Here is a 1,260-nt window from a genome sequence, read left to right as displayed (position 1 = left end):
AAGTCGTACTCATAGAGGATCGTGATGGGCTGCTCGTCGGGATCGTAGAAAAAAACGAAATCGACCATCCGTAACTCGGTTGCCTCGAAGATGCGATTGGCGGTGAAGCCGTCGTCGTCGAACTCCGGCGCGCCATAGATGATGCCTCCGATGTTGAACTGGTGCAAATGGCTACCGGTCCAACCAAAGGAGGCCTGGAGCACCTCGTGGAGTTGGGCAAGGTTGAGCGCCATCGGCAGCTCGAAGGTGCGGCTAATCCTCGGCTCAATTCCGATAATGTGGGCCTCTGCGCGCACGATGCCTGACTACCACAAGTCAGGCAGAAGAGCCATATAAACAAGCAGGTTCAAAAGGATAAAATCACCCGACACGCGCCGGCGGCGCTCCCCAGCTGGGGCGTCACCAGTCAATCCCTTCCCTCAGCATCGCCATTTGCGCTGACGTCAGTCGAGCTGTCCCATCCGCCGCCGATGGCCACGGAAAGCGGCCTTTCTGCAAGACCTTGTAGTAGAGACAGAACCCCTGGCCATCAAAATAAAGAAGCTTCAAACGATCGCCGCGCCTGCCCCGAAAGGCGAAGACCGCTCCTCCCGTCGGCTTCTGACGCAGCACATCCTGGGTCAGGGCGCCCAGGCCTTCGATCCCTTTGCGCATGTCTGTTACGCCGCAGGCAAGGTAGACCCGAACGCCAGTTCCCGGTCCGATCATGCTGCCTCAACCGCACGGATCAGCCGCGCCAGAATGGCGGCATCGATGTCCTTATCAAAGCGAAGGCTCCGTCCGCGGCATAGTTGCAATTCGACCGTGCTGGACGAACCCTCGGCATCGGTTCAACGCAAGCAAGGGGTTTGGGTTCGTCAAAGGCTCAAACTGTTCTGCCTTGCGACTTTTCAGCTTTGGATCGTGCTACAGCCTCGAAGGCGGGCTTGTCAAACTCCCGGAGTAAGCCAACTCTGGGCTACTCGGCGGTCAGTCCAATCTCGGCGGGATCCGGCATTATCGCCTCGAATGTCTCGAGGTAGCTCTTCCAGCAGTTAGGACGTTCTAAGCCGCTGGCCTCGATCTGCTCGGCAATTCTTTTCTTTTTGATTTAGATCCTTGGGAGTGCAGACGGCTCTCGGCTGGCGACCCGTTTCAGCCAACGCCGGGAACGATCCGCAAGTAATCTCAGGACGAGCCACTCATCGGGCCTGAACTCATTGGCGCTGATGCAGCACGGCATTTCGGCCAAGCGTCCAATTGTGATGGCAGGCTGCGCAT

2 protein-coding genes are annotated in these 1,260 nt (G+C 57.9%); both read right to left on the bottom strand.

Translation table 11 applies throughout. The features are described 5' to 3' along the window. On the bottom strand, positions 1–299 hold a 299-nt coding region (locus EOA38_RS37100; RefSeq protein WP_145966315.1), incomplete at its 3' end, for a plasmid pRiA4b ORF-3 family protein. Between the two features lie 100 nt (positions 300–399). After that, complete coding sequence (gene tnpB, locus EOA38_RS37095) at positions 400–708, bottom strand: IS66 family insertion sequence element accessory protein TnpB (protein ID WP_127301542.1); 309 nt, start codon at positions 706–708, stop codon at positions 400–402. Positions 709–1,260: the final 552 nt, after the last annotated feature.

The sequence above is a fragment of the Mesorhizobium sp. M1E.F.Ca.ET.041.01.1.1 genome (assembly GCF_003997355.1).
Taxonomy (GTDB): Bacteria; Pseudomonadota; Alphaproteobacteria; order Rhizobiales; family Rhizobiaceae; genus Mesorhizobium.
The sequence above is the reverse complement of the archived record's forward strand: the minus strand, read 5'-3'. Positions and strand labels throughout refer to the sequence as shown.